23 protein-coding genes are annotated in these 22,765 nt (G+C 54.0%); 14 read left to right on the top strand and 9 right to left on the bottom strand.

Translation table 11 applies throughout. The annotated features are described in order from the left end of the window. Nucleotides 1–7: 7 nt before the first annotated feature. Nucleotides 8–664 (bottom strand): ATP-dependent Clp protease proteolytic subunit, encoded by a 657-nt coding sequence (locus IGQ16_RS03735; RefSeq protein ID WP_024124803.1) that lies wholly within the window; start codon nt 662–664, stop codon nt 8–10. A gap of 106 nt (nt 665–770) precedes the next feature. Between IGQ16_RS03735 and IGQ16_RS03740 the strand changes: the two genes are divergently transcribed. From IGQ16_RS03740 to IGQ16_RS03770, 7 genes are all read left to right on the top strand, one after another. Next, the gene (locus IGQ16_RS03740) at nt 771–1,616 is read left to right on the top strand and encodes a prohibitin family protein (protein ID WP_024124804.1); all 846 of its coding nucleotides are present in this window, start codon (nt 771–773) and stop codon (nt 1,614–1,616) included. 73 nt (nt 1,617–1,689) lie between these two features. Continuing rightward, nucleotides 1,690–3,042 carry a diaminopimelate decarboxylase gene (gene lysA, locus IGQ16_RS03745; protein ID WP_024124805.1) on the top strand — a complete coding sequence of 451 codons (1,353 nt, stop codon included), beginning with the start codon at nt 1,690–1,692 and terminating at the stop codon, nt 3,040–3,042. A gap of 20 nt (nt 3,043–3,062) precedes the next feature. Continuing rightward, complete coding sequence (gene cdaA / locus IGQ16_RS03750; protein ID WP_024124806.1) at nt 3,063–3,941, top strand: diadenylate cyclase CdaA; 879 nt, start codon at nt 3,063–3,065, stop codon at nt 3,939–3,941. A 22-nt stretch (nt 3,942–3,963) separates the two neighbouring features. After that, entirely contained in the window at nt 3,964–4,713 is a 750-nt protein-coding gene (gene uppS / locus IGQ16_RS03755) for a polyprenyl diphosphate synthase (RefSeq protein WP_024124807.1), read from the top strand. Between the two features lie 59 nt (nt 4,714–4,772). Beyond that, on the top strand, nt 4,773–5,435 hold the full coding sequence (upp, locus tag IGQ16_RS03760) for a uracil phosphoribosyltransferase (RefSeq protein ID WP_024124808.1): 663 nt from the start codon (nt 4,773–4,775) through the stop codon (nt 5,433–5,435). Nucleotides 5,436–5,438: 3 nt separating this feature from the next. Further along, nucleotides 5,439–6,344, top strand: coding sequence for a homoserine kinase (gene thrB, locus IGQ16_RS03765; protein WP_024124809.1), 906 nt, complete (start codon nt 5,439–5,441; stop codon nt 6,342–6,344). 48 nt (nt 6,345–6,392) lie between these two features. Next, nucleotides 6,393–7,463, top strand: a complete 1,071-nt coding sequence (locus IGQ16_RS03770; RefSeq protein ID WP_297060301.1) for a RuBisCO accumulation factor 1 — start codon at nt 6,393–6,395, stop codon at nt 7,461–7,463. Between the two features lie 7 nt (nt 7,464–7,470). Here the strand turns inward: IGQ16_RS03770 and IGQ16_RS03775 are convergent, their stop codons facing one another. Then, a complete protein-coding gene (locus IGQ16_RS03775; protein ID WP_024124811.1) occupies nt 7,471–9,681 on the bottom strand; it encodes a polysaccharide biosynthesis tyrosine autokinase in 2,211 nt (736 codons plus the stop codon). 16 nt (nt 9,682–9,697) lie between these two features. Then, nucleotides 9,698–10,834, bottom strand: a complete 1,137-nt coding sequence (locus IGQ16_RS03780) for a polysaccharide biosynthesis/export family protein (RefSeq protein WP_297060304.1) — start codon at nt 10,832–10,834, stop codon at nt 9,698–9,700. A gap of 160 nt (nt 10,835–10,994) precedes the next feature. Here IGQ16_RS03780 and IGQ16_RS03785 point away from each other — a divergent pair, with 160 nt between their 5' ends. Next, a complete protein-coding gene (locus IGQ16_RS03785; protein ID WP_297040594.1) occupies nt 10,995–11,717 on the top strand; it encodes an ABC transporter ATP-binding protein in 723 nt (240 codons plus the stop codon). A 32-nt stretch (nt 11,718–11,749) separates the two neighbouring features. Continuing rightward, nucleotides 11,750–12,034, top strand: coding sequence for a DUF427 domain-containing protein (locus tag IGQ16_RS03790; protein WP_297060306.1), 285 nt, complete (start codon nt 11,750–11,752; stop codon nt 12,032–12,034). Here IGQ16_RS03790 and IGQ16_RS03795 read toward each other — a convergent pair. Continuing rightward, nucleotides 11,988–12,947, bottom strand: coding sequence for a methylenetetrahydrofolate reductase (locus IGQ16_RS03795; RefSeq protein ID WP_297060308.1), 960 nt, complete (start codon nt 12,945–12,947; stop codon nt 11,988–11,990). The two genes, IGQ16_RS03790 and IGQ16_RS03795, sit on opposite strands and share 47 nt — an antisense overlap. A 28-nt stretch (nt 12,948–12,975) precedes the next feature. Next, entirely contained in the window at nt 12,976–14,346 is a 1,371-nt protein-coding gene (gene glmM / locus IGQ16_RS03800; protein ID WP_024124816.1) for a phosphoglucosamine mutase, read from the bottom strand. Between the two features lie 165 nt (nt 14,347–14,511). Between glmM and rfaE1 the strand changes: the two genes are divergently transcribed. Beyond that, complete coding sequence (gene rfaE1, locus IGQ16_RS03805; RefSeq protein ID WP_024124817.1) at nt 14,512–15,534, top strand: D-glycero-beta-D-manno-heptose-7-phosphate kinase; 1,023 nt, start codon at nt 14,512–14,514, stop codon at nt 15,532–15,534. Here rfaE1 and IGQ16_RS03810 read toward each other — a convergent pair. Continuing rightward, nucleotides 15,531–17,264 (bottom strand): N-acetylmuramoyl-L-alanine amidase, encoded by a 1,734-nt coding sequence (locus tag IGQ16_RS03810; protein WP_297060310.1) that lies wholly within the window; start codon nt 17,262–17,264, stop codon nt 15,531–15,533. The genes rfaE1 and IGQ16_RS03810 overlap by 4 nt on opposite strands. 399 nt (nt 17,265–17,663) lie before the next feature. On the opposite strand from IGQ16_RS03810, the gene IGQ16_RS03815 reads away from it, so the two are divergent. Then, nucleotides 17,664–17,888 carry a hypothetical protein gene (locus IGQ16_RS03815; protein ID WP_024124819.1) on the top strand — a complete coding sequence of 75 codons (225 nt, stop codon included), beginning with the start codon at nt 17,664–17,666 and terminating at the stop codon, nt 17,886–17,888. Nucleotides 17,889–17,956: 68 nt separating this feature from the next. Next, nucleotides 17,957–18,235 (top strand): hypothetical protein, encoded by a 279-nt coding sequence (locus IGQ16_RS03820; protein ID WP_297060312.1) that lies wholly within the window; start codon nt 17,957–17,959, stop codon nt 18,233–18,235. Here the strand turns inward: IGQ16_RS03820 and IGQ16_RS03825 are convergent. Both IGQ16_RS03825 and IGQ16_RS03830 read right to left on the bottom strand, forming a co-directional pair. Beyond that, nucleotides 18,232–19,434, bottom strand: coding sequence for an anion transporter (locus IGQ16_RS03825; protein ID WP_297060314.1), 1,203 nt, complete (start codon nt 19,432–19,434; stop codon nt 18,232–18,234). The two genes, IGQ16_RS03820 and IGQ16_RS03825, sit on opposite strands and share 4 nt — an antisense overlap. Beyond that, complete coding sequence (locus IGQ16_RS03830; RefSeq protein ID WP_071823297.1) at nt 19,435–19,725, bottom strand: hypothetical protein; 291 nt, start codon at nt 19,723–19,725, stop codon at nt 19,435–19,437. Nucleotides 19,726–19,842: 117 nt separating this feature from the next. Here IGQ16_RS03830 and IGQ16_RS03835 point away from each other — a divergent pair, with 117 nt between their 5' ends. Together IGQ16_RS03835 and IGQ16_RS03840 are read left to right on the top strand one after the other, a co-directional pair. Beyond that, nucleotides 19,843–20,148, top strand: a complete 306-nt coding sequence (locus IGQ16_RS03835; protein ID WP_041429094.1) for a DUF3155 domain-containing protein — start codon at nt 19,843–19,845, stop codon at nt 20,146–20,148. A gap of 646 nt (nt 20,149–20,794) precedes the next feature. Further along, nucleotides 20,795–21,640, top strand: a complete 846-nt coding sequence (locus IGQ16_RS03840) for a transglutaminase family protein (RefSeq protein WP_024124823.1) — start codon at nt 20,795–20,797, stop codon at nt 21,638–21,640. Here the strand turns inward: IGQ16_RS03840 and cax are convergent. Next, on the bottom strand, nt 21,637–22,704 hold the full coding sequence (gene cax / locus IGQ16_RS03845; RefSeq protein WP_297060316.1) for a calcium/proton exchanger: 1,068 nt from the start codon (nt 22,702–22,704) through the stop codon (nt 21,637–21,639). The genes IGQ16_RS03840 and cax overlap by 4 nt on opposite strands. Nucleotides 22,705–22,765 lie beyond the last annotated feature (61 nt).

A 22,765-nucleotide genomic window follows, 5' to 3' on the forward strand; every position in this document is an offset into this window, starting at 1 on the left:
AGTGACATTAAGTGAGGGTTGCGGGTAGTTTCTTGGTCACCGCCTCGGGTTCAAGAATGCGGTCAATAATACCGTATTCCTTAGCCATTTGCGGCGTCATATAGAGCAGCCGATCCATATCGCGGGTGATCCGTTCCGGCGGTTGACCGGTATTTTGTGCCAAAATCTCCACCATCATCGCCTTATTGGCCAGCACTTCCTTAGCACGAATTTGGATATCGGTGGCTTGCCCTTGGGCATAGCTTTTGGTTTGGTGCAGAACAATCGTGGCGTGGGGTAAACTGGCGCGACATCCCTTGGTACCAGCCGAGAGCAACATGGCTGCCATCCCCATGGCTTGACCAATGCAGATTGTATGCACAGGCGGCTTGATGTAGCGCATGGTGTCGCAGATGGCAAAGGCTTCCGTTTCAAAGCCAATGGGCTCACCATCGTAGCGGGAGGTACCCGTCGAGTTAATGTAGATGCGGATGGGTTTTTCAGGATCGTCGTATTGCAGATAGAGCAGTTCCGCAATGATCAACTCCGTTACCGCCGGCACCAAAGGCATGCCAAGATAGACGATCCGCTCCTTCAACAGCAGCGAAGGGAGATCGGGAGGGGGAGTGCGATAGTAGGCATCACCATAGTAGGCCGCTTGGGCAGCAGTAATGGGCAACCGCATAGGACGCTCAGTAAATGACAGACTATCTGTACTCTAGCAAGGAATTGTCTTTAGGATCGGCGGGAAGCACACCCTATAATCAAACCAGAAATCAGGTTCGTTGGGCATGAATCAACTCCGCAGTTCACGGCTCACCTCCTCAGTGGTGGCGATCGCCATTGTGTTGCTGGTTGTGCTTTTGAATGCAGTGGTGATTATCAATCCCGGCCAAGCCGGGGTGCTGAGTATCTTGGGAAAGGCTCAAGATACCCCCCTCCTTGAGGGCATTCACTGGAAACCCCCCTTTATTGCCAGCGTGGATGTCTATGACGTAACTGTCCAGAAGTTTGAGGTGCCAGCGGAAAGTGCCACCAAAGATTTGCAGGACATTACCGCCAGTTTTGCCATTAACTTTCGCCTAGACCCTATGGCCATTGTGGATGTGCGCCGCACCCAAGGCACACTGGAAAATATTGTTGCCAAAATCATCGCCCCCCAAACCCAAGAGGCCTTCAAAATTGCGGCGGCGCGCCGCACGGCTGAGGAGGCCATTACCAAGCGGGACGAACTGAAGCAGGATTTTGATCGCGCCCTAGAGGAACGCTTGTCTAAGTACCACATTCTGGTGCTCGATACCAGTGTGGTTAACCTTGACTTCTCGGAGGAATTTTCCAAGGCGGTGGAGGATAAGCAAATTGCGGAACAGCGGGCACAGCGAGCAGTCTACATTGCCCAAGAGGCAGCTCAACAGGCGCAGGCGGAAATTAACCGTGCCCAAGGGAAAGCGGAAGCCCAACGCCTCCTTGCTGAAACCCTCAAAGCTCCGGGTGGCCAGTTAGTGCTGCAAAAGGAGGCGATCGAAGCGTGGCGCGAAGGCGGTGCCCAAGTGCCCCAAGTGATTGTGCTCAATGGCAAGGAAGGACTGCCCCCCTTTTTGCTGAACTGGAGCAGCCAGCAATCGGCAAGGGAGTGATGCCCAAATCCCCCTAGAATTGAGAATAGCAATTTGTCCTTGATTATTCTTTAGTTTCTCGCGATATTGACCCATGATCTCCACCCCTCTTGCTGCCAATCAACAAATTTTACCTTTGACTGCGCAAACCAATGCCCGCGGCCATCTCACCATTGGCGGGTGTGATGTGGTGGAGTTAGTGGCCCAGTTTGGCTCTCCCCTCTACATTCTTGATGAATTCACCTTTCGCACCGCTTGCCGTCAATATCAAGACACGCTCCAGCAGGCCTATAGCGGTGAATCTTTGGTGCTCTACGCCTCAAAGGCTTGGAACTGCTTGGCCACCTGCGCCCTTGCCCACAGTGAAGGTTTAGGCATTGACGTCGCCTCGGGGGGCGAACTCTATACTGCCTTGAGTGCCGGCGTCCCTGCCAGTCATATTTACTTCCACGGTAATAACAAGTCCCCCCAAGAACTCCTCTATGCCCTTGAGGTCAATTGCACGATTGTTGCCGATAACTGGCTAGAGCTAGAACGCCTTGCTGCCTACGTTGAGGAGCATGATCTGTCGACCCCACCCCGGGTCATGTTGCGGTTGACACCGGGGATTGAATGCCACACCCACGAATATATCCGCACCGGGCATCTAGACAGTAAATTTGGCTTTGATCCGCAACAGTTTCCAGAGTTGCTCCAGTTTGCCAAGGCGCATCCAGAACTAGACTGGGTCGGACTGCACGCCCACATTGGCTCACAGATTTTTGAGGAGCAACCCCACTTAGACCTCTGTGATGTACTGGTGGATTGGCTGGCTCAGGCCCGTGCGGCAATGCTACCCATGCGCGAATTGAATGTAGGGGGTGGACTGGGCATTCGTTATGTAGAATCCGATAATCCGCCGGCGATCGCCCACTGGACAAAAGCCATTAGCCATCAACTGAGCCAAGCCTGTCAGCAACGGTATCTTCCCTTACCAAAACTCATCTGTGAGCCGGGTCGCTCCATCGTTGGACCTGCGGCAGTTACAGCCTATACCGTCGGCAGTCGGAAGGTCATTCCTGAGTTGCGTACCTATATCGCTGTGGACGGTGGCATGTCCGATAATCCACGACCGATTACCTATCAGGCACAATATACGGCCCTGTGTGCCAACCGCATGACCACCGCAGTCACAGAAACTGTGCGGGTTGCCGGTAAGCACTGCGAATCGGGCGATATTCTGCTACCCCAAGTCACTCTACCCCCCCTGCAGGCCAACGATATTTTAGTGGTGGCCAGTACGGGTGCCTACAACTACAGCATGGCCTCCAACTACAATCGCGTACCTCGGCCAGCAGCGGTGATCGTCTATGAGGGTGAAGCCAACCTGATCCTGCAGCGGGAAACCTACGCTGATTTGGTGGCCCATGATGTCTTGCCCCTGCGATTGAGCACCCCCGCCCCCTAGGAGGTGACGAGTACGATGGGATGATAGGCCTCCTAGGTAACTTACCGTGGCTGCTGCTGTCGGCGGAGACACTGGCCAAGGTGCGAACAGTTGTGGATGTGGTTTTGGTCTTGGCCTTAACCTATGCTATTTTGCGGGTTGTGGCCGAGCGGCGAACCCTCTGGATGGTACGGGGCTTTATCGTCCTCCTTTTGGCAACCTCCCTCAGTCGTGCCATTGAGCTACAGTTTTTAAGCTTTGTTCTTCATAACTTAGTGATTGGTTCTGCAGTCGCCTTAGCCGTTATTCTGCAATCGGAAATTCGCATTTTTCTGGAACAGTTGGGACGGGGTCAATTTTTAGGCTTTATGCAGCCCGTAGCTGAGTCGAGTCTGACCAGGGATGCCGTTGATCTGATTGTGACGGCTGTGAAGGGCTTATCTCAGGCTCGTACGGGAGCACTCATTCTGTTGGAAACCCATACAAAGCTCAGCCCCGAAGATTTTACCCATGCAGGGATCGCCCTCAATGCCCGCCTTTCGCCAGAACTGATTACCTCCATTTTTCAGGCGAGTTCACCCCTGCACGATGGGGCAATTTGGGTGCGCGGTGCTGAAGTCATTGCAGCAAAGTTGATCCTGCCCCTCTCGGATCGCACGGGGCCGTGGCAGTTGGGCACTCGCCATCGCGCCGCCCTAGGGATTACCGAACGCATTAGCCACTGTGTCTGTGTGGTCGTCTCTGAGGAAACAGGGTCAATTTCCCTTGCCTTTAAGGGGGAGCTTCAACGTCCCCTCACAAGCAGTAAACTAGGGGAATTGTTGCGGCAATATGTGCAGGATCAAGGGACAGGAACTTCACAACCCCGTCAACGTCAGCACGGCTTAAAATTTTGGAAAACTGTATGGCCACTGCGCTAATTTCTGTCAGCAGGATGTATCCATGACTCTACAGCCCCATTCACTCATTGAGTTACCTGAGGATTTAGATCGCGATCGCCTACCGCGGCATGTGGCGGTGATTATGGATGGCAATGGCCGGTGGGCAAAGCAACGCAATTTACCGCGCATTATGGGGCATCAACGGGGGGTGGACACTCTCAAGGATTTGCTGCGCTGCTGCAAAGACTGGGGCATTGAAGCGCTGACCGCCTATGCCTTCTCCACAGAAAATTGGGGACGACCCCTGCCAGAGGTAGATTTTCTGATGACCCTCTTTGAGCGGGTATTGCGGCGGGAGCTAGCGGAAATGGTGGCCGAGGGCGTGCAAATTCACTTTGTGGGTGACTTGGCGTGTTTGCCAAAATCCCTGCAAGCGGAAATCGAGCGAGCCATGGCGGCTACGGCCAATAACCAAACCATTAAATTTGTGGTGGCAACAAATTATGGTGGGCGACGGGAAATCATCCACGCTTGCCGTTCGATTGCCGCCCAAGTAAAAGCTGGACTCCTTGATCCTGCGGATATTGATGAAGTGCTCTTTGAACGCCACTTATACACAGGTGGCCTGCCGGATCCCGATTTACTCATTCGCACCAGTGGCGAGCTGCGCATCAGTAACTTTTTGCTGTGGCAGGTGGCCTATGCGGAAATTTATGTCACTAAGACCCTCTGGCCAGATTTTGACCGGGCTGCTTTCCATGAGGCACTGCGGGATTACCAACAACGACAGCGGCGCTTTGGCCGTGTCTAAAAGGGACCAGTTTCGATGGACAATAGGAAAGCCCGCTGGGTATATGTTGGAGCGATACTGTGACCCCTCAATTGCGCGTTTATGTCCCCCCCCATCCGCTAATTCAGCATTGGCTGACCGTGGCTCGCGATCGCAACACACCCACGCCTCTCTTTCGCGTAGCCATGACCGAACTGGGTCGCTGGCTGGCCTATGAAGCGGCACGGGAATGGTTGCCAACAGTGGAAACAGTGGTTGAAACCCCCCTAGCCCCCTGTGGAGCCATGGTCGTGAATCCCCAAGTCCCCGTGGTCGTGGTACCAATTCTGCGGGCGGGTTTAGCCTTGCTCGAGGGTGCCCAAGGGGTCTTACCAACGGCAAAGACCTACCACCTAGGGATTGTGCGGGATGAGGCTACCCTTGAACCCAGTTGCTATCTCAATAAGTTGCCCCCTCAGTTTGACCCCCAAACCCGTGTCCTCATTAGTGAGCCGATGCTGGCGACGGGAGGTTCAATCATGATAGCCATGCAGGAATTGGTGCAGCGGGGGATTGACCCAGCTTTGGTGCGAATCATTTCCGTTGTCACTGCCCCCCCGGCTCTGCAGAAACTGGGTGCCTATTTTCCCGCAGCGCAAGTCTATGCAGCCACAATTGATGAGACGTTGAATGAGCAGGGCTTTATTGTGCCCGGCTTGGGGGATGCCGGCGATCGCGCCTTTGGTACTGGAGAGGAAACCTAGGCGATGATGACCGTGGTCACTGTGCCGGCGACAACGGCTAATTTGGGTCCAGGGTTTGATTGTTTAGGGGCCGCTTTGACCCTCACCAATACGTTTACCTTTTCCTTGAGCGATCGCCCCCATGTCAGCGTGCGGGGGACTGAGGCCGCCAGTGTCAGCAGTAGCCCTAACAATTTGGCCTATCGTGCCTACAGCCGTTTCTATGAACATCTAGGGCGTGAAGCACCACCCGTATATTTGGAGATTGACCTGGGGGTTCCCCTCGCACGGGGTCTAGGCAGCTCAGCGACAGCAATTATCGGTGGCTTAGTGGGGGCGAATCGGCTGGCGGGCTTTCCCCTCAATCATACCGAGGTTCTGGAATTGGCCATTGAAATGGAAGGCCACCCCGATAATGTGGTGCCGGCCCTACTAGGGGGCTGTCGTCTTGCTGTCCAAGAGGGTGCTGGCGGATGGCATTGGCTAGAGATTCCTTGGGATCAGGATGTGGTGCCCATTGTGGCTATTCCGGACTTTGAGCTAGCCACAGAAACGGCACGGCAAGTACTGCCCTGCCACTGTACCTATGGTGATGCCGTCTTTAATATCAGTCACCTTGGCGCCTTGTTGCGGGGGTTGGAAACAGGGCAACGGGAGTGGCTGCAACTGGCGTTGGCCGATCGCCTGCATCAACCCTACCGCCAAAGTCTGATCAAAGGCTATGCCGATCTCCACAGGGCGGCTCTTGAGGCGGGTGCCCACGGCCTCGTTATTAGTGGAGCAGGCCCAACTCTCTTAGCTCTTGGGGATCCCGTAACTGCTTCAGCCATTGCCACTGCCCTCAAGGAGACTTGGGCAACGTTTGATGTGCAGGCACGGGTGGAGATACTGGCAATTCAACGCCAAGGGACAACGGTGGGCGATCGCTAAAAATCATAGAAATCAATAAAATGCTTCCTGCTGCTAGGAGGTGATTTGATGACTCAAGAACCGGATGCCCTGACAACGGACCTGCTGCAACGCCTGCGCCGCAAAGAGGGAACTTGGCAGGATTGGGGGGCAGGATGCCGGCAACTGCAAAAACAGGGGCTCTCTCCCCAAGCCATTTTTGAGGCCACGGGCATTGAACCCATCCACCAAAATCAACTCATCATTGCCCTGCAAGTGAATCAGAGCCTAGGGGAAGCACCCGAATCGGTGCGTGCCTATTTTCAAACGCGGGGCAGCGATCTGCTCTATGAACTACGGGTCTTATCGGCGGGCGATCGCCTGGCAGTAGCGACGCTGATTGTCGAGAAACAACTGGATGTCACTGCAGTTCATGAGGTGTGTCGTGCCCTCAAAGCAGGCGGCTATCAAAAGGATGACAGTGAAGGCTTTAGTGAGAGTGTTGGCGATCGCATTGGTCGCTACTATTGGCAACTGGCACGGCAGCAGCGAGATTTGGCCCAGCGATCGCGCCTCATTGCCCAAGGGCTGCGCTTTGTCGAATCTGCTAGCGGCCGGCAGGCCCTAGAAAAATTACTCACGGACTTCACCGTTGTCCCCGCGGTCAATCAACCCCGCCTCCCCCTTTACCGCTTGGATACGGCTGAGGAAGTCCCCTACTTGGTTCCTGTGGCCGGTACCGCCCCCCTGACCGCTACTGCCTTTCAGCAGGTTCCCCGCCTGAGCTGCACCGAGGTATTTCGCGTGGTTGCTGTTCCCCAAGGAATGAGTCTTGTGGCTCTCCCCGCTTGGCAAGTGCTGCTCAATGCCGTTGATCCAGTGGCGATCCTTTGGCCAGCGGCAGACCTCCCTGCAGAATTACCGCCAAGCCCAGAGGGGCTGCCCATTGCCCAGGTGCTTCTGATTGTGGATCGGGGTCTGGCCGAGTGGAACCGCGATCGCTATCTGTTGATTGCTCCTAGGGCCTCTGACGCAGTTCAACTGGCTTGGTTGCCTGAACCGCCTACGGCTCCAATTCTTGGCCAACTTCTACTGGTGCTGCGCCCCCCCCAAGTGTTGGATGAGAGCCTCAATAGGGAACTCTGGTTTTTTGAGGAATAACCTAGCTTCAGGCGAGATTAACCACAACCCCCAGAGGGCTGACACTCCCTAAGCTGTAATCTGCCAAGGCTAAACCCACAGACTGCCGGGGCGCCTTCAAATTCACCACCACCAGAGTCTGATCCACCAGTCCCGACCAGAGTTTGGCATCAGCAAAGTTGGCCAAGGGCGGTGTATCCACAATCACCAGATCAAAGTAATTTTTGAGGTGAGCCATGAATTGCTTCAGCGTGTCTTGACTTAGGAGCCGCATCGGCTGCTGCCGCAACTCCCCGGCCGTTAAAATGGCAAGGCCGCGCTGAGTCTGGGCAACACTATGCCAATGTCGCCGCTGAATTAACCAATCTGCCAAGCCCTGTTCATTACTCAGTCCAAGATAGCGGTGAATCTTAGGTTGGCGCAAATCCCCATCAATGAGCAGAACCCGCTGACCCGTGCCTGCGGCAGCAAGGGAAAGATGGAGAGCAACCGTGGTGCGCCCATCGGTGGGTAGGGCTGAAATGATGGCCAATGACTGCCCCAGACCCACCGCTTGCAGGTTAGCCAACAGATGGTGAAAGGACTCTTGGAACTTCATTCCTTCCCCCACAGTGGGTAGGACTTGGGTCACCTGCCACAACCCTGCGTTGCCCTTGACGACGCGCTCTAGGCGCAGATTGATTTGGGGGGTTGCCTTGGGAATGTTGCCAAGGAGGGGCACGCCTAGGGTTTCTTCCACCTGGGCTGGACTGACAAACGTATGGTCAGCAGCATCTGCCAGATAAACGGCGAAAACGCCCAACAGGAGGCTGGCGATCGCCCCTAATACCAACAGCAGTAAGCGTGGGAATGTGGGTTGGACAGCAGGATTCTCTACATCCGTCAGTACTTGCCAGGCAAAGTGATTCTGTGCCAGTTGCAGTTGGACCGCCTGTCGGGCTTGATTGAGCATCTCTAAGGAGAGATTGGCCCTCCGAATCTGATTTTGAAGGCGCTCAATGGCGGGGAGTTGGCCACTCAGTTGTTGTAATTGTTGGGCAATTGCCGCTTGGGGAGCAGCCAGCTCAGCATCATAGCGCCGCTGGTTTTCGTACTCAATCCACGCCGTAATGTAGTTGGTAATGAGCGTTTGTGAGACTGTTCCCTGAAAGCCTAGGGCAGTGGGGTTATTCACTGGATATTGCTCACCAATCACTTGGCGGGCGATCGCCTGCAATTGCTCTAGTAAAACTCGGCGCTGTTCCTCTAGGGCTTGGATGATGGGTGTTCCTTCCCGAAAAATGGCTAAATTCCTGGCAATTTCTTGATCCAGCTCTTGAATGCGTGCCAGTTGCTGCTGATAAGCCGGAGAAGTACTCAAATTTGCTGCCGCTAGGGCTTCGGCGGGGGTCATCTTGAGTTGTTCTTGGAACCCTTGAAAACGACCGTAGGCTTCCACGGCCTTAAGGCGAGCGGCTTGGCGCAGGCTATGGATTTGGCGATACTGTTCCGTTAAAAAGCGCAGTTGCTCTGAGGGTTGCAGGCTGGTGCCTTGGGTTTCGCTGGCTTGGAGTTGCCGCTGTAGCTGCTCTAATTCTGCCAGGTGCTGATTGATGTCGTTGTCGAGTTGCTTTAGGGTGCGATTGAGTTGTTCTTGGCGATCGCGCTGACTGTAGTCAACAAATGCTTCGGCAACAGCCTTTAACACTGCGGTCACGATTTCTGGCTGGCGATCGCGATAGGCCACCTCTAGTACTTTTGTTTCTGTCGGGGCTTGCCCTGTTGCTGAACTAACCACTGGTTGAATTTCCAGATGCTCAGCTAAGACCCGTGTGGTCAAATGGGGGTACTGCTGTTGCAGTTTTTGGGCAATGGGCGCCAGTACTTTGTCACTTTCCAAAACAACAATCTGTGATCCCACATCTGTTTGCGGGAAGGGGGTGGGCAAACGGTCTGCGGGGAGCGTCCCCATAATGCCCTCCCGTGGTGGTGGCATTGGCGGAGTTTGTGGCTCACTCACGGGTTCCATCAAGAGGCGAAAGGAGGCCTTGTACATTTCGGGGTGCCAGAGAACATACCCACCCATGACCAAGAATGAGAACAAAACCGTACCTGAGAACAGTCGCCATCGTCGCCGACAGCGATCGCCAAAGTTCTGCACTCCACCCTTGGTTTGCCTCTTGGTGGTGCTGATGAACCCCGATAGATGGCGCTGGCGATCAACGACCCGTAAATTGGGTACCTTTTGTGGGAGTGACATCAGTCGTACACCATGCTTAATCAAATACGTTAACTAAGTTGAGGAACACTCCTAAGGTTCCTAATGCACCAATAGGACGCAAGGCATTCCCAATGGCATCCCCCACCTGCGTTAGCCCTGACCGTTCCACCACAATCACATCCCCCTCTTGCAATACAGGATTGTTGTTGGCATTGGGTTGGGCTGCCAAGCTAAAGGGAATCCGTCGCCGACTAACCGTGCCATCGCGATTGAGCCGCACCAGTGTCACCCTAGACATATTGGCACGTTGCACATTGAAGCCGCCCGCTGCCCCAATGCCCTGAGTGAGGGTGGCATTCGCTGGTACTTCGACCAAGCCCGGTCGCAATACTTCACCCACAACCTGCACCCGAATCACCTGCGGCGAAAAGGTGGCAGAGGCGACGCGAATCGCTTCAGCCGCATTCACTTCCTTTGCCTTGGGCACCACAATCACATCATCACTGCGCAGGGTAATATCTTGACTGGCATCCCCCGACTGAATCATCTCCCAAAGATTAATTTTCGTGACTGCCGTTTGGCCATTCCCCAGTTGGCGACGGATCTCAATGCTGCGAATATCGGCCTCTTGCGTAATTCCACCGCTTTGAGCAAGGACTTGGCTCAGGCGAGGCCATGTTAGGCCACCGGAAAGAAGGCCGATACCAGCGGCAGAAGCTGATACAGAAGTAAAAGGAACAACATAGGATCCTGGACGGCTCACCTCACCCGCCACCAAAATCTTCATGGGGCGCGGCGTCTGCAATGTAACCGTTACTGCGGGAAAGCGCATGACTTGACTGTAAGCGTTGAGGATCACCTGCTCCGCTTGAGGTAGGGTTAAGCCACCCACGATCACTCGCCCTGCCAACGGTAGAGTGACTGAACCATCCAGATTAACCGTGAATTGTCGCTGACTAGTAACACTTGGTGGAAGGTTAACCACTTCAATAAAAAGCACGTCCCCCGCACCCAAGAGGTAGTCCTGAAGGGGGTTAGTGCTGGTGAAACTGTAGGAGCTTGGGCTGAGGGGCCTTGGTTGAGCAGTAGCCAAGGGGGGTGTCAGAAGTGTCGCCCCAAGGGTGAGTCCACTAGCAGCAATCGCTAGCAGGATGGCCGTCTTTTGTCGCCTTGGCCCGGATCGATACCCCATCGTTGCTTCTCCCCACTGACTTCCCAATTTTCCAGGTAACCTACACCATTGTCCCCTGTTCTACCATACGTGTTTAACCTCCGTGATGGATGGCAGGATTGCCGCCCTAGTCTGAGAAAAGGGCTTAAAATGGGAGGGAATACTGCATCCCCAGTATGTCATGCCAGATCAACCGCTCATTTGTCTAGAGAACATTTCCAAGGTTTACGGCCAAGGGGAAACCGAAGTGCACGCCCTTAGGGATGTGAATTTGCAAATTCAGCGGGGAGAGTACTGTGCCATTATGGGGGCGTCGGGGTCAGGGAAGTCCACAATGATGAATATTATTGGCTGTTTGGATCGCCCGACCTCTGGCCGCTACTTTCTCGATGGCCAAGATGTGGCCTATCTCAGTGATGATGAACTGGCCCATATCCGCAATGCCAAGATTGGCTTTGTCTTTCAACAGTTTTACTTACTAGGGCAGCTAACGGCACTGGAAAATGTGATGCTGCCTATGGTCTATGCCCAAGTGCCTCCTAAGGAACGACGCGATCGCGCGATTGCTGCCTTGGAACAGGTAGGCTTAGGGCACCGCCTTGAGAATCGTCCCAATCAACTCTCGGGCGGACAGCAACAACGGGTGGCGATCGCCCGCGCCATTGTCAATCAGCCGTTGCTGCTGCTAGCCGATGAACCCACCGGTGCCCTCGATAGCCACACCACTGCGGAAATCCTGGCTATTTTTGGTCAACTCAATGCCGCCGGCATGACCGTAATTATGGTGACCCATGAACCCGATGTGGCAGCGGTCACCCACCGCATTATCCAGTTTCGCGACGGTCAAATTCGTTGCGATCGCCCCAATATCCCTAGCCCACTGGCGGCAGCTGCTTTATCTTAGGAAGGGGAATAGCGGAGAAAAAAGTAAAAATCATGGCAAAAGCAGCTTGGAAAGGTGCGACCTTGGCCGAGAGCGATCGCTACGAAGTGGTCGAGGGCAATGTTTACTTTCCGCCAGAAGCCCTCAATCAGGCCTATTTTCAGCCCAGCGATACCCACACCGTTTGTGGTTGGAAAGGCACAGCCAGCTACTACCCCATTGTTGTCAATGGCGAAGTGAATCGCGATGCGGCCTGGTACTACCCCGATCCCAAGCCTGCGGCAGCCAATATCAAGGGCTATGTGGCCTTTTGGCGAGGGGTGCAGGTGACGCGCTAAGGGGAGGAATTCCCGCACGGTTGAGAATTTCAGGAATCAAATCCTCACGGCGCACCGCCATTAAGTGCACCCCCTGACACAACTCCCGTGCTTGTTGGACTTGTTCAGCCGCAATAGTTATTCCTTCATCGAGGGGATCAGGCGCTGCCGCTAGCCGATCGATAATGTGCTGGGGAATCGAAGCCCCCGGCACCGCCCGATTGATAAACAGGGCATTTTTAGCAGACTTAAGAAGAAAAATTCCTGCAAGAATTGGCCGACCACAACCCGCTGCAATCTGATCCATAAACTTGGCTAGCCGCTCAAAGTCGGTAATCAACTGCGTTTGGAAAAACTGAGCGCCCGCTGCCAATTTACGCTCAAACCGTTGTTGCAGCCCCGACCAACTGGCAGACTGGGGATCGACGGCAGCACCGGCAAAGAAATGTGTCGCTCCATCGGCTAGGGGGCGATCTTCGCTATCTACCCCCTGATTGAGTTGGCCAATGACGCGCAATAGACGGACAGATTCCAAATCAAAGACGGGCTTGGCTTGGGGATGATCCCCAGCTTTGACGGGGTCACCCGTAAGTGCCAAAATATTGCGTAAACCAAGGGCGGCAATGCCCATGAGATCCGCTTGCAGAGCAATGCGGTTGCGATCGCGACAGGCTATTTGACAAATGGGCTCAAACCCCTGCTGTTGCAACAAATAGGCGGCTGCCCAAGAACTCATCCGCAGCACAGCGCGACTGCCATCGGTGACATTGACCGCATGAACTCTCCCCTTCAGATGGGCTGCTTGGCGCAGCATTGTACTGGCATCCCTACCCTTGGGGGGACACACCTCGGCGGTAATGAGGAACTCACCCTGCTCACAGGCAGCTTGAAAACGCGAGACTGACAAGGAAATGGCTAGAGCGCGACTAGGCAACTATCATACACACTCGTGGTGCCCCTTCCTAGGCGGCCAAATGGGCACTCACCGTCTGCACTAGTGTCTCCGTCCAATAATCAGCAATATGCTGCTGTTCTGCTTCCACCATGACGCGGATAACCGGTTCTGTACCGGAGGCACGCACCAAGACTCGCCCGCGATCGCCCATATCCAGTTGCGCTTTGGCAATCATCTGTTGTAGAGGTTCACACTCTTGCCAGTGAAGCCGCCGCTGACGATCCTCAACCCGAACATTGCGGAGAATTTGCGGGTAGGCAGTAAAACTTTGGTCTCGCAGTTGCGCTAGGGATAGACCAGAATCCTGAACTAGGGTCGCTAGGTGCACTGCCGTGAGCAGGCCATCCCCCCCCACGCCATAGTGGCGGCAGAGGATGTGTCCCGACTGTTCGCCCCCCAGCATGGCACCGTGGCGCAACATTTCTGCATGGACGTATTGATCGCCCACCGCTGCCCGTACCAGTTGTCCACCCCGCGCTTGCCAAGCCCGCTCAAAGCCCAGATTCGACATCACAGTGGCCACAATTAAATCCTTGGGCAGTTGTGCCTGCGACTGGAGTTTTTGTCCCCAGAAATAGAGAATGTGATCGCCATCAACCACCCGTCCTTGACTATCCACCGCCAGCACGCGATCGGCATCGCCATCAAAGGCAAATCCCATAGCAGCCCGGGTTGCACGGACAGCCTGCTGCAAGGGTTCCAGATGGGTGGAGCCACAGTTGACATTAATCCGATTTCCATCGGCGCGATCGTGGAGAGCAATCACCTCAGCCCCCAGGGCATGGAAGACCGTAGGTGCCACCGCCACCGCAGATCCCCAGGCCAAATCCAACACCACCCGCAGTCCTCGCAGGGGTTGACGATCCTGAAGGGGGGCTTGCACCGCATGGCGATAGCGCTGGAGCAGTTCGGGGCGATGATGCAAATGTCCCCAATGCTCGGTATGGGGGAGCGATAGGCCAGCATTTAAGTGGGCTTCAATGGCTTTCTGCAGATCAGGGCTCAGTTTGCTGCCATCACTGCCAAAAATCTTAATGCCGTTGTCGGCGGGGGGATTATGACTGGCGGAAATCATAGCACCCCCAATGGCTTCTGTGGTGGTCGTTAGGTAGGCAATACAAGGGGTTGGACACAGGCCCACATGCCACACCTCAAAACCAGCGGCAGTTAACCCTGCGGCCAAGGCGGTGGCCAACATATCACTGGAGTTGCGGGAGTCTTGACCAATGATAAAGGGGCGCTGGGGTGCATCTGTTGTTTGCCGCAGGACTTCCCCCACCCAGTATCCCAAGCTCAAGGCCAAGTTGGGGGTTAGCAACTCTCCCGCCCGTCCACGAATGCCATCGGTTCCAAACCGAATCGGCTGCTGCCCAGTCATGGTTAATTCCTCACGCCACACCAACACTCGCAATTTTCTAGTCGATTCCCTTAGCTATGCAGAGGAGGATTTGTAACATTTATTCACTATCTCTGGACTATAGCATCTCTATACACTTTCCCCCACAGGAGTATTCTGGATCAGCGGGAATTGAGGCGAAGCAAAATGTTACCACCCGACCTGCGCCAACAATTGCAATCTTGCCAAGGGCGACTCCTACACCTTTTGCAGTCCTTTTCTTCAGCAAGGGTACTAGTGGTGGGAGATCTCACCCTCGATGAATTCCTTACAGGGCAGGTGGAGCGCCTCTCACGGGAAGCCCCTGTGCTGATTTTGCGCCATGAGTTTACCCGCCAAGTCCCCGGCGGCGGTGCCAACGCTATCTACAATTTGGCCAAGCTGGGCGCTCAGGTGCAGGCCGTTGGTCTTGTGGGTACAGATCCCCAGGGAGAAGCACTCTGTGGCATTTTTCAGGAGGCAGGGATTGATACGCGGGGCATCTTGAAGGAGAGCGATCGCCCCACAGTGACAAAAACGCGTATTTCAGGCCATGCTCGCCAGTCGGTGACCCAGCAAATTGTCCGCGTCGATCGCAAATCCGATGATCTCCCCTCCCCGGCCCTTCAGGAAGCCCTAGCTGCCTTCATTCGCGAGCAGCTCGGAACTGCCGATGCGGTAGTTTGCTCCGACTATGGGGATGGTGTCTTTACGCCCCCCGTGATTGCCGCCGCCTTAGAGCATCAGCGCACAATTGTTGATACCCAACGGGATTTAGCCCGCTATCGCGGTGCTTTCCTATTTACACCGAACCTGCCAGAGGCAGAGGCAGCGGTGGGCTACCCAATTCGGACGGAGGCGGAGGTCCTGCAAGCGGGGGAAGACCTGCTGGATTTGACAGGGGCTAAATATATGCTGATTACGCGGGGGGATGCTGGTATGAGTCTCTTTAGCCGGGAGGCAGCGCCCTATCATTTGCCCGCCTTTAACCGCACAGATGTCTTTGATGTGACTGGTGCAGGCGATACGGTTGTGGCTGCTTTAACCCTTGCCCTTGTGGCGGGTGCTAGTCTTTGGGAGGCGGCAGTTTTAGGCAATTTAGCCGCCAGTATTGTCGTACGCCAGTTTGGTACAGCCACCACATCCACTGCAGAGATGGCGGCAGCCCTTCACTCTTTGCTCGAAGATTAGTGCCGCGTTGCCTGCTGCAACCATTCAAGAATGCCTTGGGCAAGGGTGCGGGCAAGCTCACCTTGGGCTTGGGGGTTAACAATCCACTCAAACTCTTCGGGGTGAATCATGAAGCCCAGTTCTAGCAACACCGCAGGGGCAATTGTCGGACGAGTCAGGGCAAGGTTATTCCAAAACACACCGTAGTGCTGCCGCCGCAGTCGCTGAGTTAAGTAACTCTCTAGGAAAACCGCAAGGTCGTGGCTTTGAGGGTGATACCAAAAGGCGCCAATCCCTTGGGTATGGCGGGCATCGCCAGCATCGGGAAGAGCATTGTAGTGCAAGCTGAGAGCAAGGGTGGGTTGGGCTGATTCAATGGCGAGACTGCGATCGAGCAAGTCCAGATCAATATCCTCTGTGCGCGTTAAAATGACCGTTGCCCCAAGGCGTTCTAGCTCCGGTGCCAGTTTTTTTGCCAGTGTTAATGTGACAACCTTTTCTGGGGTACCATCGGGACCCCGTGCCCCCAGGTCCTCAGGCCCGCCATGGCCAGGATCGATGAGGATTTTAATCCCCCGCAGGGGTTGTGTGCCCCGCTGGAGTTGTGGTGGATGGCGCAGTTGCAGCAGCAGCCGATTCCCTTCATAGGCGACGCGATAGCCCCACTGTTGGCGATGATGAAGCGTAAACCGATACGCCACCCGTTGCTGATCAAGGGGGGACCAATCAAGGCGCTGGATGACAGGATCAGCATCGAGGCGAATGATGTCGGTTTGGGGAATCGTGTTGTAGAGCGTCAGGGTGAACTGGCGATCGCCCTGCTGAATGGCAATTGGCACCGGCACATCTAAAGGAAAGCTGATTTCTGTCCAACCCGCCCGCTGACGACTGGTAATACTGCGAATGGTGGCTGTTGTCGGCAGAGCACTGGAAAGGAAGCGCACTTCCTCGGCGCGGATCCAACCCCCATAGTCCAGATGCAGCCAATCCCCCGTTTGTCCTCGCACCCGTGCTCGCGTTCCCACTGGCAGGGGCGTCAGCCGTGAATAATCGGTGCTCGGCCCAGTGCGTGCTACGCCCCCAAGGGAGCGGTTGACTTCAACAACGGGTAAGTGTGTCGGCTCAGCCACACGAATGCGGGCACCCAGTTGGCGCTGGCTTGCAAATCGCCATTGAATTGGGCCATAGTCCCCCACCTGGGTCAATTGCAGGCAGTTGCGGTACAAGGAAGGGCGAGTAGTGACCACATCGGCTTGATGAATCAGTGCAGCAAGATTAGAGGGCAGTTGCACTTGGGGGGGTAGGGGTTCTAGGGGCAGAATGCGCTGACCCACTTGAACTTCAACGGCGCGATCGCCGGGGGCAGCAGCGGTAAAGCAAACAATGTCATTGACTAGCCGCACTAAATCAGCTGTTGGCTCTAGGGGTTGTGGACTGGTCGGTATTTCGGGCACGGCGCGGGTAATGGCAAACTCAAGGCGTTGATTTCCCCCTTGGAGAATGATGCGATTCAATCCGGGTTGCAGAGGAAGACTGGGGGCAAAGTGTCCCGCTGGCGAGCGATCGCCAATCACTTGACCATTGAGCGTCACTGCGACCTGGGGTGGGGCTGTACCAATAAAGAAAATCTGGGGGGCACTGGTGGTGTGCTCCCGCGGCGGATAAACCACTTGTAGGGAACCCTGCGCTCTTGCTGGCTGGAGTGAACCCACCATGAGTGCACTCAGGAAACTCAAACTCAACCCATTCACCCCCAACCCTCATACCTTCCTTAACCTTTTCTTCAGATTACAGCTCTTTATCTAAAATGCGGGATGCCTATGAGGCTGTTTTACCTAATTGTGATCCTGCTTCATCCTTGTGGAAAGGACTGTTATAAAAGTCAATCACTTCTCAGACAAAGAGAAGAAATTCTCTCTTAGGCCACTTATGGAATCCTTTGATCCCTGTCAAATTAGCATATTTTTTAACATTGGGATCGTTGCCATCTCCGGGAAATCCATTCATAATAAAAAGCATCCCCTCTCATAAATTTTCTTAATGTTGCGCAACACTATTTCTTTGGTCTCGTTGTTTTGAAACGTAAGTTTGCGCAGCACTTTTTATCACAAGTCCGTGTCCATCAAAAAGAATTTAAGGATTATTTAACTATGGTTACCATGCAAACGATTCACTGTCCTCACTGTGGTAAATTGGCTCTCCGCCAGCGCTATGGTTCCGTGAGTCACACCCAATGTCCCCACTGTGATTACGTCCTAACGATGTGCGATCGCACGGGACGGGTCCTAGAGGCCTATACGCCGGAAATTACCCATGTCGGTCAGTATGGCGCCAATCTCACCTGCACCATAGAGTGGACAAAGGCACTTTGCTAGCAAGGATTTATTAGAAGAATCTAAAGATTGATGAGGGAAATCCTGAGAGTTGTTAAGATAGTTTACATATGGCTATCTTACTTCTACTGGTACTGGCATTGGTGCTGTGGTCGGTGCGACTCCTCCACGGTGCTTATCACCTTCGGGATTTTTCCCTACTGCTGGCCAGCGGCCTTGTGGCCATCTCAGCGGGAGGTGTCATTTTTGTCTATAGCCTGATGAATGGCTGTGTTGGCTATCTCAGTCAAGCTCAGCCTATTCCCGAATCTGATGCTGCTGTCATCATGTCTGATGTGGCCTATTTTGAGAGTGCCGCTGGAACCACAAACGTCACCTCTAGCCCCTAAGTTCGACTGAGAATCCAAACGGTGGCGATCGCCAGCGTGAACACCGTGAGTGGAGCACCAAAGCGCAAGTGCTGCCAAAAGGAAAACCGCTCCCCGGAGCTAGCAGCTGCCTCAACTGTAATCAAATTAGCTACAGCGCCAAAAAGGGTGAGATTCCCCGCGAGGGTACTCGTAGCTGCCAGGAGGTACCAGAGTTGATCGGCACCTTTGGGGATAAACTGCGCTAATAGCAGCACTGTCGGCACGTTAGAGATCAAATTCGACAGCAGTGCTGTAATCACCACGAGGGCCAAGGGCTGATTCACCCAAGGGCGCAAAGTGCCCAGTAAATCAAGGTTTTGCATACAGCGGGTCAGAATAAACAGACCCGCAAACAGAATCAATAGTGACCAATCCACCTGAGCAAGCACCCGCTCTGGCTTGAGACGGCGGGTGACCAGTAAAGCCGCTGCTGCCAATAGAGAGGATTCTGCTAAGGGAAAGCCCAGCACAAAGGCCAAAAACATCAGCCCAGAGACAATCAGGGTCTTGTGGAGTAACCCTTTTTGCACCGGCACCGCTTGGAGCGTAGCTAACGTAAAAGGTTGGCGCGATCGCACCTCCGGATAGAGCCAGCCCAACCAAATCACTTGCAGACCTAAGCCCAGCCCTGCAATGGGTACCATCACTTGGGCAAACGGAAGGTACCCCAACTCGGAAAACGATCCCACGAGAATATTTTGGGGGTTGCCGCTAAGGGTGGCTACAGAGCCGATATTGGTTGCCCCCGCGATCGCCAGCAGGTAGGGTACTGGATTCAAACCCAAGACATGGGTAATGCGCAGGGTTAAAGGCGTCGTTACAAGGGCAAGGGTATCATTCAGAAAGACCGCCGATAGTATTCCCGTCGCCACGGTGAGAAACACCAGCAACCCCAAGGGACTGCCACTAAAGCGCACCACGGTCACCATCGCTATTTGAAAAAAGCCGCTCAAGCCGAGATAGGCATTCACAATCATCATGCTGAGCAAGAACACGATGGTTTGGGGATCAATCGCTTGCCATGCAGTGGGTAGATCAATCGCCCCTACGGCAATCAACAGAGCCGCACTCACAAGGGCGATCGTGGCGCGATTCATGTCTAGCCCCGGCACCCCCCCAAGGGCCAAGGCACCGTAGCTGAGGGCGAGAATCAGGAGTTGCAGCAGAGACCCCAACACCTACTGTTGGGTTTGAATTTTCTTGGCCTCTAGGGCATCAAGCAATTCCCCAAGGGCCGCAAGATCATCGCCATCATATTCCCGCTTCCACAGCAGTTGGGAAATTTGGTTTTCAATAGCTGAGGTTAATACTTGGGTTTCGAGCACCCGTTGCACTAAGCGTTGGATCATCATAGGGGTTTGGCAGCTTAGACAGTTGTTCTCTAGGGTAGCCCATTGGCTGGGGGGGCAGGTAGGGGCACCGGGATCAGCAAAGCGTTGATCCGCAGCGGGGGATCGTTGTCCCGTCAATAAATCGTGTTGCGATAAATTAAGGAAAGTTGAAATTCTAGGATACACCAGATATACTAAAGGGCAACTTTTGTAAACTCAATCACAGTACTTTGAAGGCAAAGGAGGTAAGGCAACTTGGCCAGAAGACGGAAGCGGAAGAGCCGGCGGCGTCTCGAAGGGCGCAAAATCCTTGAGTGCGTACCTCAATATAGCATCGAAAGTGGCGAAGATAAACCCGTGACAGCGGCCCGAAAATTCATTCAAGCTAAGGGGATCACCCCGCCCGCTTTAGTTCTTGTTAAGCGGAATGAGCACACCACCGATCGCTACTTCTGGGCAGAAAAGGGCTTGTTTGGTGCGCAGTACGTTGAAGAAAACCACTTTTTATTCCCTAGCCTAAGGGAACTTGCAGAAGAAAAAATGGCAGCCACCACCCGCTAGGCTGTTTTTTACAAGCATCCTTTTTAGGGGGAGTCAGGACTTGCTCTTGGCTCTTTTTGCTTTGGTGGTGAGAGGCCCAAGCTTTGATCTTTTTGCGCCATTTACTTATGGCAATTTGGAAACTGTCCTCATAAAATAGAAATAGCGGAGACACACGTTTCCGTTCACTCCTCACACCACACCCCGCCTGGACAGTTATTGGTTCGGGCGGCTTCCTTTTTGTAAAGGTTTATAAAGGCTGATCACTCCCAAACGTGGTCAGGATCCCTGAGATAGTCCTTGACTTTGCCAAATCCGCTAGCTGGCTAAAGGGGCTGGTTTGAGCGTATTTTACTCATGTCTCTAAAAGCTCATATTCACTCAGTTGGCTTTGGGTAGAATACTTTACAGAATTGTACTTGTTGACCTTGGCAGCGTTGTCCTGCCCTGCTTGTTCAACTTTCAACTTTCTTCTCGGCTTCTTGAATTTTACACCAGCCTTCGCTAGCAGCGGCCGCTGCTACTGCTGGGAAGATGATAGGAATGATGAAAACCACAGTGATCCTTAAATGAGATGAGCGAGGAGATGTCCAACCATTACCACAAAAAGTGATAAAGTCAAGCCATAGAACAACAGATTTTATGTTTTTTAACCAAGAAAATTAAAATGCAATACCGCATTTATCATCAAACCACCTACACCTACAGCGCTGCCGTTGCTCTTGCCCCCCACGATTTGCGCTTGATTCCCCGCAGTGATGGCCACCAACGCCTGCGATCGCTCTCCCTGCAAATTTTACCGACTCCCCAAGGTCACAGTCCTGTCCTCGATGTCCATGGCAATCACATTCAGCGCTACTGGTGGTTACCGCAGCCCACTGCTTCCCTAACGATTCAGGTCACTTCTGAAGTAGAAACCTATTGCGCCAACCCCTTTAACTATTTGCTCGAATCATGGGCAATCACACTCCCTTTTAACTATCCGCAGCGGCTGGCAACTAGCCTGCATCCCTATCTATCACTGCCAGTGGATCCGGTTGCCTATGAACTGGCTTGGCAAGTTTTAGCCAGTGGCGATCGCCATGTCCTCACATTTCTCAGCGATCTCAATAACAAAATTTACCGTACGTGTCAGCACCAAATTCGTGAAACCGGTGCCCCTTGGCCCCCCTGTGTCACTTGGGCAAAACAAATGGGTTCCTGTCGCGATATGGCAGTCTTGTTTATCCATGCCTGTCGGGCGGTGGGCCTAGCGGCGCGGTTTGTCAGTGGCTATCAGGAAGGAGACTTGGATAATCCTGAACGGCACCTCCATGCTTGGGTGGAAGTGTATTTGCCGGGGGCAGGCTGGCGGGGCTATGATCCCACCCACGGCCTAGCGGTGAGCGATCGCCACATTGCCCTTGTGGCTGCCGCTGATCCGGCGGATGCTGCCCCCATTGAAGGTGCCCTACGGGGACAGGGGGTCACCTCAACCATGACCTATCAACTACAGATTCAGCGCCTCTCCTAGGTATGGAAGAAAAAGGCGGTGCCGAGAATCCCATAGGTGGCCAAAAGCAGCGCTCCCTCTAGCCAGTTGGAGCGGCCATCTAGGCTAATCACATTGGCAATTACAACCGCAATAATCACCGTCACCACCTCAAAAAGGCTAAAGTTCAAATCCATCGGCTGACCAATGAACTGGCCAATGAGCACAAGAACCGGTGCCACCAAAAGCGCCACCAAAAGGGATGAACCCAAGGCAATGGAAACGGACAGATCCATATTGTTTTTCAGGGCAACCCCCACAGCGGTCACATATTCCGCTGCACCACCCACCAATGGCAAGAGGATGACCCCAGTAAATAGGGGCGTCAAACCCAGTCCCGCCGTTGCCTCCTCGACAGCACCAACAAAGATTTCTGACTCAAAGGCTACCCCAATGGTGGCAATGATAAGAACAGTGATCCAAAGGGGTAGGTTGGGCCTTTCGTAGTGTCCTTCCACGCCCCCTAGTTCCACCTCACTAACATCGTAAAGATAGCTGTGGGTTTTCAGGGAAAAGAGTAACGTGAGCCCATAAACCAGAACCAGAATGATGGATACCACAACTGACATTTGGGAAACTGCGGTTGGCGGCACTCTATCGGAGGTGTAAATCACCATTGCTGGTAAAAGAATGGCAGCGATCGCCACCGTCATCGAGGAGGCATTCACCCGTGCCACCACTGGGGCAAAGGATTGTTCCTTGTAGCGAATGCCCCCCAGCAACATGGATAGCCCCATCACCAGCAAAAGGTTCGCCATCAGGGTTCCCGTAATACTGGCTTTGACAATATCCACTAAACCCGCTCGCAGCGCCACAATAGCAATAATGAGTTCGGTGGCATTGCCAAAGAGGGCATTCAAGAGGCCACCGATCGTCGGACCCGTGGCCAGCGCCACCTCTTCTGTGGCGGTGCTCAACCAAATCGCTAAGGGCACGATCGCCAGTGCTGCCAAAATAAAGACGGTGAGAGCGCCCCATTCCAGTTTTTCCGCAGCAACGGAAAGGGGAATAAATATCAAGAAACCAATCGAAACCAGTCGCCTCATGGGGGCACCCCTTACATGGTGAAAAAAGAAAAATTTTCTCTATCCTAGCCTGTGGTTTTAT

The organism is Thermosynechococcus sp. M3746_W2019_013, assembly GCF_015296045.1.
Lineage (GTDB): Bacteria > Cyanobacteriota > Cyanobacteriia > Thermosynechococcales > Thermosynechococcaceae > Thermosynechococcus.

Bases quoted from the DNA above. Each gene is read 5' to 3' on its own strand.
- IGQ16_RS03735 (WP_024124803.1), bottom strand. From the start codon at position 664: ATGCGGTTGCCCATTACTGCTGCCCAAGCGGCCTACTATGGTGATGCC.
- IGQ16_RS03740 (WP_024124804.1), top strand. From the start codon at position 771: ATGAATCAACTCCGCAGTTCACGGCTCACCTCCTCAGTGGTGGCGATC.
- lysA (WP_024124805.1), top strand. From the start codon at position 1,690: ATGATCTCCACCCCTCTTGCTGCCAATCAACAAATTTTACCTTTGACT.
- cdaA (WP_024124806.1), top strand. From the start codon at position 3,063: ATGATAGGCCTCCTAGGTAACTTACCGTGGCTGCTGCTGTCGGCGGAG.
- uppS (WP_024124807.1), top strand. From the start codon at position 3,964: ATGACTCTACAGCCCCATTCACTCATTGAGTTACCTGAGGATTTAGAT.
- thrB (WP_024124809.1), top strand. From the start codon at position 5,439: ATGATGACCGTGGTCACTGTGCCGGCGACAACGGCTAATTTGGGTCCA.
- IGQ16_RS03770 (WP_297060301.1), top strand. From the start codon at position 6,393: ATGACTCAAGAACCGGATGCCCTGACAACGGACCTGCTGCAACGCCTG.
- IGQ16_RS03775 (WP_024124811.1), bottom strand. From the start codon at position 9,681: ATGTCACTCCCACAAAAGGTACCCAATTTACGGGTCGTTGATCGCCAG.
- IGQ16_RS03780 (WP_297060304.1), bottom strand. From the start codon at position 10,834: ATGGGGTATCGATCCGGGCCAAGGCGACAAAAGACGGCCATCCTGCTA.
- IGQ16_RS03785 (WP_297040594.1), top strand. From the start codon at position 10,995: ATGCCAGATCAACCGCTCATTTGTCTAGAGAACATTTCCAAGGTTTAC.
- IGQ16_RS03790 (WP_297060306.1), top strand. From the start codon at position 11,750: ATGGCAAAAGCAGCTTGGAAAGGTGCGACCTTGGCCGAGAGCGATCGC.
- glmM (WP_024124816.1), bottom strand. From the start codon at position 14,346: ATGACTGGGCAGCAGCCGATTCGGTTTGGAACCGATGGCATTCGTGGA.
- rfaE1 (WP_024124817.1), top strand. From the start codon at position 14,512: ATGTTACCACCCGACCTGCGCCAACAATTGCAATCTTGCCAAGGGCGA.
- IGQ16_RS03815 (WP_024124819.1), top strand. From the start codon at position 17,664: ATGGTTACCATGCAAACGATTCACTGTCCTCACTGTGGTAAATTGGCT.
- IGQ16_RS03820 (WP_297060312.1), top strand. From the start codon at position 17,957: ATGGCTATCTTACTTCTACTGGTACTGGCATTGGTGCTGTGGTCGGTG.
- IGQ16_RS03840 (WP_024124823.1), top strand. From the start codon at position 20,795: ATGCAATACCGCATTTATCATCAAACCACCTACACCTACAGCGCTGCC.
- cax (WP_297060316.1), bottom strand. From the start codon at position 22,704: ATGAGGCGACTGGTTTCGATTGGTTTCTTGATATTTATTCCCCTTTCC.